Annotated in this window: 8 protein-coding genes; 3 read left to right on the top strand and 5 right to left on the bottom strand. The window is 71.4% G+C overall.

From position 1 onward, the window contains the following. Positions 1 to 237: 237 nt before the first annotated feature. The 3 genes from ilvC to AC2W7J_RS13270 form a co-directional block, all read right to left on the bottom strand. Positions 238 to 1,266, bottom strand: coding sequence for a ketol-acid reductoisomerase (gene ilvC / locus AC2W7J_RS13280; RefSeq protein ID WP_255185693.1), 1,029 nt, complete (start codon positions 1,264 to 1,266; stop codon positions 238 to 240). 85 nt (positions 1,267 to 1,351) lie between these two features. Then, positions 1,352 to 1,861: an acetolactate synthase small subunit gene (ilvN, locus tag AC2W7J_RS13275; protein WP_255185692.1), complete on the bottom strand. Its 510-nt coding sequence runs from the start codon at positions 1,859 to 1,861 to the stop codon at positions 1,352 to 1,354. An 11-nt stretch (positions 1,862 to 1,872) separates the two neighbouring features. Beyond that, entirely contained in the window at positions 1,873 to 3,771 is a 1,899-nt protein-coding gene (locus AC2W7J_RS13270) for an acetolactate synthase large subunit (protein ID WP_485982953.1), read from the bottom strand. A gap of 355 nt (positions 3,772 to 4,126) precedes the next feature. Here AC2W7J_RS13270 and AC2W7J_RS13265 point away from each other — a divergent pair, with 355 nt between their 5' ends. From AC2W7J_RS13265 to AC2W7J_RS13255, 3 genes are all read left to right on the top strand, one after another. Beyond that, a complete protein-coding gene (locus AC2W7J_RS13265; RefSeq protein WP_485982951.1) occupies positions 4,127 to 5,050 on the top strand; it encodes a GNAT family N-acetyltransferase in 924 nt (307 codons plus the stop codon). An 89-nt stretch (positions 5,051 to 5,139) separates the two neighbouring features. Then, positions 5,140 to 5,724 carry a carboxymuconolactone decarboxylase family protein gene (locus AC2W7J_RS13260; RefSeq protein ID WP_485982949.1) on the top strand — a complete coding sequence of 195 codons (585 nt, stop codon included), beginning with the start codon at positions 5,140 to 5,142 and terminating at the stop codon, positions 5,722 to 5,724. Positions 5,725 to 5,728: 4 nt separating this feature from the next. Then, positions 5,729 to 6,601 (top strand): RNA polymerase sigma-70 factor, encoded by an 873-nt coding sequence (locus AC2W7J_RS13255; RefSeq protein ID WP_485982947.1) that lies wholly within the window; start codon positions 5,729 to 5,731, stop codon positions 6,599 to 6,601. Between the two features lie 63 nt (positions 6,602 to 6,664). Here the strand turns inward: AC2W7J_RS13255 and AC2W7J_RS13250 are convergent, their stop codons facing one another. Both AC2W7J_RS13250 and AC2W7J_RS13245 read right to left on the bottom strand, forming a co-directional pair. Next, on the bottom strand, positions 6,665 to 7,108 hold the full coding sequence (locus tag AC2W7J_RS13250; protein ID WP_255185687.1) for a DUF4189 domain-containing protein: 444 nt from the start codon (positions 7,106 to 7,108) through the stop codon (positions 6,665 to 6,667). A 119-nt stretch (positions 7,109 to 7,227) separates the two neighbouring features. Continuing rightward, positions 7,228 to 7,749, bottom strand: a complete 522-nt coding sequence (locus AC2W7J_RS13245) for a SixA phosphatase family protein (RefSeq protein WP_255185686.1) — start codon at positions 7,747 to 7,749, stop codon at positions 7,228 to 7,230. Between the last annotated feature and the right edge of the window lie 250 nt (positions 7,750 to 7,999).

The following is a 7,999-nucleotide window of genomic DNA, read 5'->3' as shown; positions in this document are numbered from 1 at the left end:
CGTGGGGGTCACCTCGCGGGCTGACCTGCGCAGGCGGGCCGGTCCTCCGGCACGTCCCCAACATGACGAAGGGGGGCGCCCCGGCTGGTGAGCCGGTGGGCGCCCCCCGTCGGGGACCCGCCGCGGGGTGACCGCGTCGGAAGTCAGGTGGAGGATCAGCGAGCGGCTCTCATGCGCCCGCTTCCTCGGCGCTGCGCTCCTCGCTCGCTAGCGCTCGCTGCGATGCTCGCGCTGTCGTCAGCGAGCGGCCGAGCCCTCGGTGTAGTCGTCGTCGCCGGACTGCCACGCGAAGTGCGAGCGCAGCGCCTTGCCGGTGGCCTCGATCGGGTGACCGGCCTCCTGCTCGCGCAGCTGCTGGAACTCGACGGCGCCCTTGTCCTGGTCCTCGATGAAGCGCTTGGCGAAGGACCCGTCCTGGATGTCGGCGAGGATGCCCTTCATCGACTCCTTGACCTTGGCGTCGACGACCCGCGGGCCGGAGACGTAGTCGCCGTACTCGGCGGTGTCGGAGATCGACCAGCGCTGCTTGGCGATGCCGCCCTCCCACATGAGGTCGACGATGAGCTTGAGCTCGTGGAGGACCTCGAAGTAGGCGATCTCCGGCTGGTAGCCGGCCTCGGTCAGCGTCTCGAAGCCCGCCTGGACGAGGTGCGACATGCCACCGCAGAGGACGGCCTGCTCACCGAAGAGGTCGGTCTCGGTCTCCTCGGTGAACGTCGTCTTGATGACGCCGGCGCGGGTGCCGCCGATGCCCTTGGCGTAGGAGGCGGCGATGTCCCAGGCCGTGCCGGAGGCGTCCTGCTCGACGGCGATGATGTCCGGGATGCCGCGGCCGTCGACGTACTCACGGCGGACGGTGTGGCCGGGGGCCTTGGGCGCGACGAGGATGACGTCGACTCCCTCGGGCGCCTGGATGTAGCCGAAGCGCACGTTGAAGCCGTGGCCGAAGACGAGGACGTCGCCCTCCTTGAGCTCCGGCGCGATGTCGTCGGCGTAGAGGTGACGCTGCACCTGGTCGGGCGCGAGGATGACGATGACGTCGGCCTCGGCGGCGGCCTCGCGCGGGGTGAGGACCTTCAGCCCCTCGGCCTCGGCCTTGGCGCGGCTCTTGCTGCCCTCCTTGAGGCCGACGCGCACGTCGACGCCGCTGTCGCGCAGGTTGAGCGCGTGGGCGTGGCCCTGCGAGCCGTAGCCGATGACGGCAACCTTGCGGCCCTGGATGATGGACAGGTCGGCGTCGTCGTCGTAGATCAGTTCGGCGGCCATGGGGCACTTCTCCTTGTGTCGTGGTGGTGCAGTCGTGGGGTGGTCGTCATCGTCTCCCGCCACGTGGGACGAGGGACGAAGGGGGTCAGTGTCGGGAGCGGTCGGTGATGGAGCGGGGGCCGCGGCCGATGGCCACGACACCCGACTGGACGAGCTCCTTGATGCCGTAGGGCTCGAGGATCTCGAGCATCGCGGCGATCTTGTCGGAGTTGCCGTAGACCTGCAGGGTCATCGCGTCGGTCGTCGTGTCCACGATCTTCGCCTTGAACATCTGCGCGGTCTCGAGGATCCCGCTGCGGTTGCTCGCCTCGGCGCGCACCTTGACCAGGACGATCTGGCTCGTCACGGAGGCGAGCGGGTCGAGCTCGACGACCTTGAGCACCTCGACGAGCTTGTTGAGCTGCTTGGTCACCTGCTCGAGCGGGAGCTGGTCGACGTCGACGACGACGGTCATCCGGGAGACCTCGGGGTGCTCGGTCGGACCGACGGCGAGCGAGTCGATGTTGAACCCGCGGCGGGAGAAGAGGGCCGAGATCCGGGCGAGGACGCCGGGCTTGTTCTCGACGAGGACGGAGAGGGTGTGCTTCGTGCTCACGGGTCGCTACCTCACTTGCCGTCGTGGTCGGCGTCGGTGGACTGCTCGATGGCCTCGGACTCCTCGCGGTCCCACACGGGCGCGGCGTCACGGGCGATCTGGATGGCGTCGTTGCTCACGCCGGCCGGAACCATCGGCCAGACCATGGCGTCGCGCTCGACGACGAAGTCGATGACGACCGGGCGGTCGTTGATCGCCATCGCCTGCTCGATCGTCGCGTCGAGGTCCTCGGGGCGCTCGCAGCGCAGGCCGACGCAGCCGTAGGCCTCGGCGAGCTTGACGAAGTCGGGGATCCGGCTGCCGACCGAGGTGTGCAGGTCGGTGTTGGAGTAGCGCTCGTTGTAGAAGAGCGACTGCCACTGGCGCACCATGCCCAGGCTCGAGTTGTTGATGATCGCGACCTTGATCGGGATGTCGTTGATGACGCAGGTGGCGAGCTCCTGGTTGGTCATCTGGAAGCAGCCGTCGCCGTCGATGGCCCACACGACCCGGTCGGGCTCGCCGACCTTGGCACCCATGGCCGCGGGCACCGAGTAGCCCATGGTCCCGGCACCACCGGAGTTGAGCCACGACTTCGGGCGCTGGTAACCGATGAACTGCGCGGCCCACATCTGGTGCTGACCCACGCCCGCGGCGTAGACGGCCTCGGGGCCGGCGATCTCGCCGAGCCGCTCGATGACCTGCTGCGGCATGAGGGCGCCCTCGCCGTGCGAGGTGTAGCCGACGGGGTAGTCCTGCGACCACCGCGTCGTCGTCGCCGACCACTCGCGGTAGAGGCCAGGACCGATGCCGGCGGCCTCCCCTTCGCCCGCCTCGACCGCGGCGATGAGCTCGCTGATGATCGCCTTGGCGTCGCCGACGATCGGCACGTCCGCGACGCGGTTCTTCGAGATCTCGGCCGGGTCGATGTCGGCGTGGATGACCTTGGCCCCCGGCGCGAAGGACGACAGCTGCCCGGTGACCCGGTCGTCGAAGCGCGCGCCGACGGCGATGATCAGGTCGCTGCGCTGCAGCCCGGTCACCGCGGCGACCGAGCCGTGCATGCCGGGCATGCCCAGGTGCAGCGGGTGACCATCGGGGAAGGCCCCACGCGCCATCAGGGTCGTGACGACCGGGATGCCGGTGAGCTCGGCCAGGCGACGCAGCTCGGCATCGGCACCGGCGCGGATGACCCCGCCACCGACGTAGAGGATCGGCTGGCGGGAGCCGGCCATGAGGCGCACGGCCTCACGGATCTGCTTGGCGTGCGGACGCGTCACCGGGTGGTAGCCCGGCAGGGCGATCTGCGGCGGCCACGCAAAGGTGGTGGTGGCCTGCAGCGCGTCCTTCGAGATGTCGACGAGGACGGGGCCGGGTCGGCCGGTGCTCGCGATGTGGAAGGCCTCGGCGATGACCCGCGGGATCTCCGCGGCGTCGGTGACGAGGTAGTTGTGCTTGGTGATCGGCATGGTGATGCCGCGGATGTCCGCCTCCTGGAAGGCGTCGGTGCCGATCGAGCTCGAGGCGACCTGCCCCGTGATCGCGACCATCGGGACCGAGTCCATGTGGGCGTCGGCGATGGCCGTGACGAGGTTGGTGGCGCCCGGGCCGGAGGTCGCCATGCACACGCCGACCTTGCCGGTCGCGGAGGCATAGCCCTCGGCCGCGTGGCCGGCGCCCTGCTCGTGGCGCACGAGGATGTGGCGGACCTTGACCGAGTCCATGAGCGGGTCGTAGGCGGGCAGGATCGCCCCGCCGGGGATCCCGAAGACGACCTCGGCACCGACGCTCTCGAGCGCGAGGACGAGGCTCTGCGCTCCGGTCACCTGCTCTGGGGTCGGTCGGGCCTCCGCCCGGCGCGCCAGCGCTGCCGGGGTCGGGGCGCTGCTGGTCGTGTCAGTCACCGTGTGTCCTTCGGTTTGCCGTGCCATCCGTCCTGCTCCTCACATCTTCTCCCGGCATGAAAAAGCCCCTCAGTCCTGGTCCGGACGTGAAGGGCGCGCGCTGCGTCGACGAACGGGTCGTCGCTCAGGCAGCGCGCCGGGGAAGTACGAGGAGGAGGGCCATGCGGACACTCTCTCCCGACGCGGCCACCGTGTCAATGAATGAGACAACCGCGCCCACCATGTGGGACGCGGCTGTTGGGACCACCCAGCCACAGGCGCCTGACGCAACCCATGGGGACACCCCAACTCTGCAAAACCCTAGGGTTTTGCAGAGTTGGCTGCGCGGTCCCCACGCAAACTCGGGTGACGACAGCGGGCCGAAGGGGGGACGCTGGCTCCCATGACCACCGGCACCACCCCCTTCGCACTCCCCCGTGGGATCGACCTGCACCCCCGGCCGCTCCGGCCGGACGACGCGGAGGCGGTCGTCGCCCTCGCCCGTGCGGACGAGGCGGAGTCCCTGCCGGAGCCGATGACCGAGCTCGTCGACGTGCAGCGCTCGTGGCGGGCGCCGGACGCCGACCTCGGGCGACGCAGCCTCGGCCTCGTCGAGGGTGACGACCTCGTGGCCTATGTCGTCGTCGGCAGGCACGGTCGGCTCGACGCCGTCGTCCCGGCCCGCCTGCGCGGTCGAGGAATCGGCACCGCGCTGCACCGCTGGGCGCGGACGACCGCCGCTGCCCTCGGCGAGCGCGAGGTCGCCCAGACGGTGCCGGTCGGCAGCGCGGCCGAGGCCTTCCTCGTCGCTGCCGGGGCGCACCCGGACTTCGACGCGTGGGTGCTCGAGCTGCCCGCCGAGCGTCGGCTGGAGCCCCAACCGCTCCCCCACGGCCACGACCTCGGCGAGGGGCGGCCCGACGAGATGACCACGGTCCACCGGGTCATCGAGGACGCCTTCGGCGAGTGGCCGGGACGGCAGCCGACGACCTACGAGCAGTGGGCCGCCGACTTCCTCTACGGCGACGAGGCGGCGCCGTGGCGCTGCCGGGTCGTCCGTGACCCCGACGGTGTCGTCGTCGGCGTCGCGATGGTCATCGGCAGCAGCGACGGCATGCTCTGGGTCGACGAGCTCGCCGTGCGCGCCGACCGTCGGGGCCTGGGCCTGGCCCGCGCCCTGCTCGCCGACTCCTTCGCCGAGGGGCGCCGGCGCGGCTTGCCCCGGTCCGGCCTGTCGACCGACTCGCGCACCGGCGCGCTCGGGCTCTACGAGCACGTCGGCATGGAGGTGACCGCGACCTTCCGCCGCCTCGCCCTGCCGGTCTGAGCGACGGCCTTCTGTCACACGGGCGGGGCGGGCGGTGTCTCCATGACGAGCGGCCCGACCGGGGCCCGCACCGACGAAGGGAAACCACCGTGCCCAGCTCCTTCCGCATCCCCCGCAACGACATGTCCTCCCCCTTCGGCCGTGTGGTCGTGGCCATCTGCCGACGTCTCTACGGCGAGGTGCCCGACAACGCCTACGTCCTGGCGCACGACCGCAAGGTGGCGTGGAGCGTCTTCGGCTTCGAGCGCAAGGTCGCCCGGTGGGACGCGCTCGACCCCCACCTCAAGGCCTTCGCCGTCATGGCGACCGCGGCGACGATCGGCTGCTCGTGGTGCCTCGACTTCGGCTACTACACGGCCCACGAGGACGGTCTCGACCTCGACAAGGTGCGCGAGGTGCCGCGCTGGCGCGAGTCGACGGTCTTCACCCCGCTCGAGCGCGAGGTCATGAGCTATGCCGAGGCGATGACCGCGACCCCGCCGCAGGTCACCGACGAGATGTCGGACAACCTGCGCGAGCAGCTCGGCACCGCGGCCCTCGTCGAGCTGACGATGATGGTGGCGGTCGAGAACGAGCGCTCCCGATTCAACGCCGCCGCCGGACTGGCCAGCCAGGGCTACTCCGACGTCTGCGAGCTGCCGCTCGCCCCGACTTCCGGCGACGTGGGACGGTGAGCGGGTGAGCACCGACCGCGCCACCGACGCCTGGGTCACCCACCGCAACCTGCTCTTCACCGTCGCCTACGAGATGCTCGGCTCCGCCGCCGACGCCGAGGACGTGCTGCAGGAGGTGTGGCTGCGCTGGTCGCGGGTGACCGACGAGGTCCACGACCCCCGGGCCTATCTCGTGCGGATCACCACCCGCCTCGCGCTCAACCACCTGCGCTCGGCCAGCCGGCGGCGCGAGGACTACGTCGGGCCGTGGCTGCCCGAGCCGCTGCTCACCACCCGCGACGTCGCCGAGGACGTCGAGCTCGCCGAGAGCGTGTCGACGGCGATGCTCCTCGTCCTCGAGACCCTCGCCCCGACCGAACGGGCGGTCTTCGTCCTGCGCGAGGTCTTCGACCTGCCCTACGACGAGATCGCGACGGCGGTCGGCAAGAGCACCGATGCCGTGCGCCAGACCGCCCACCGCGCCCGGCAGCACGTCGCCGCGTGTCGCCCACGACAGGAGGTGACCGCCGACGAGCAGGCGGCGGTCGTCGAGCGCTTCCTCGCCGCCGTGGCCGGCGACGACCTGCAGTCGCTCGTCGACGTGCTCGCTCCCGACGTCGTCCTGCTCACCGACGGTGGTGGGGTCAAGCAGGCCGCGCTGCGACCGATCCTCGGGGTCGACAAGGTGCTGCGCTTCCTCCGCGGTGTCTACGTCTCCGCGACGCGGGCCCAGGCGGTGGAGGTCAACGGCTCCCCCTCCCTTCGTCTCGAGATCGACGGGGAGCTCGAGGCCGTGGCGACCTTCGCCCTCACCGAAGGGCGGGTGAGCGCCGTCTACATCGTGCGCAACCCGCACAAGCTCGGCGGTCTGGCCGCTGCGACGACGCTCGCCCGCTGACGGGACGGCGCAGGGCCGCCCAGGCGTGGTGCCGGGGCGGCCCTGCGTGCGGAGCGCGGCCGATCAGTAGTAGCGCGTGGTGCACAGCCAGGCGCGGGTCTTGACCGTGCCGCTCGTCGAGTAGCCCTTGGCGCGCTTCTGCGCGAGGCGGATCGTGGGCCACTTCGACGAGCCGTAGGCGCTGGCGTAGCGCACCGGGCGGCCCTTGCTGTCGTACTTGACGGCGACGGCGGCGCAGCCGTTGCGCACCCACACGACGTTCTTGCAGTAGGACGAGTAGCTGTAGTTCTTGCAGCGGGTGAGCGCGAGCCGCTCGGCACCCGAGCGGGTCGACGAGTCGTTCATGAGCCCGACGGCGAGCGTACGGGAGTTGATGGCGATGGCGCCGTAGTAGCTGCGGGTCGCCGTGGTCTCGGCGGTGGGCGCGGCCTGGGCGGGCGTGGCGAGCGTGGCGGCGGTCATGACGGAGGCGCCGAGCACTGCGGCGCGGGTGATGAGTGACTTCATGTGGTGACTCCCCGAGTGATGTGGCGTCCCCTGTGGCCGCCACGCGCAGTATTGCGCCCGGTCACGACGGCGTCCATGGGGAGCGCTCCCCATGGACGTCGGCCACCACGAAGCGTCGGTCAGGGGGTGCGGAAGTCGTCGAGGGCCGCCGCGCCGAAGGCGAGGTCCTCCCAGTGCCCGGAGAAGCGCAGGACCGCGGCCGCGCCGGGCGGGAACCCGTCGCTGAGCCGGTCGTGCGCCTCCTCGCTGCCCTCGCCGTCGGCGAGCAGGCTGGCCGCCGCTGGCAGACCGGGAGCGTGCCCGATGACGAGCAGCACGCTCGCGTCGTTGGTCGAGCCGCGGATCACCGACAGCACGTCGTCGGCATCGCCGTTGTAGAGCCGGTGCTCGATCTGCACCTCCGCCTCGGGGCATCCCGCGGCCGCGAGCTCCTGCATCGTCTCGCGGGTCCGCAGGGAGGGCGAGCACATGACCTCGTCGCATCCCAGCCCCTGCTCGCGCAGCCACCGGCCGAGGTCCTGGGCCTGGTCCCGACCGAGGTCGGAGAGCGGCCGCTCGCGATCGTCCTGGCCGGCGCGGCCCGGCTCCGGGTCCGCATGCCGCAGCAGGATCAGGGTCCGGTCCTCTGCTGACGTCGTCATGATCCGAGTGTGGCCCGGAGCACACGAGCGCGCCACTCCTTGACAGCGGGGCCTCAGGTGTGGCGCAGCGACCGGTCACGGTCCCCGCGCCAGGTCACGATCGGGTCACGGCGCCCGACGCCACGGACCGCGGCGCCGTGTCAGCGGGTGAGTGCCGGGCCCTCCGCCCGGCGCCACGACGAAGGGGAGAAACATGACTGCGCACCGCCTGCTGTCCACCGCCCTCGCTGCCGTCGCGCTCGCTGCCGCG

The sequence above is a fragment of the Janibacter sp. CFPM2_SD2 genome (assembly GCF_057364645.1).
This window is presented reverse-complemented; position numbering and strand designations above follow the sequence as displayed.

What these genes read in the sequence shown, in the direction of transcription:
- AC2W7J_RS13245 (WP_255185686.1), bottom strand. Translation starts at nt 7,749, where the DNA reads ATGACGACGTCAGCAGAGGACCGGACCCTGATCCTGCTGCGGCATGCG.
- AC2W7J_RS13265 (WP_485982951.1), top strand. Translation starts at nt 4,127, where the DNA reads ATGACCACCGGCACCACCCCCTTCGCACTCCCCCGTGGGATCGACCTG.
- AC2W7J_RS13250 (WP_255185687.1), bottom strand. Translation starts at nt 7,108, where the DNA reads ATGAAGTCACTCATCACCCGCGCCGCAGTGCTCGGCGCCTCCGTCATG.
- AC2W7J_RS13270 (WP_485982953.1), bottom strand. Translation starts at nt 3,771, where the DNA reads ATGGCACGGCAAACCGAAGGACACACGGTGACTGACACGACCAGCAGC.
- ilvC (WP_255185693.1), bottom strand. Translation starts at nt 1,266, where the DNA reads ATGGCCGCCGAACTGATCTACGACGACGACGCCGACCTGTCCATCATC.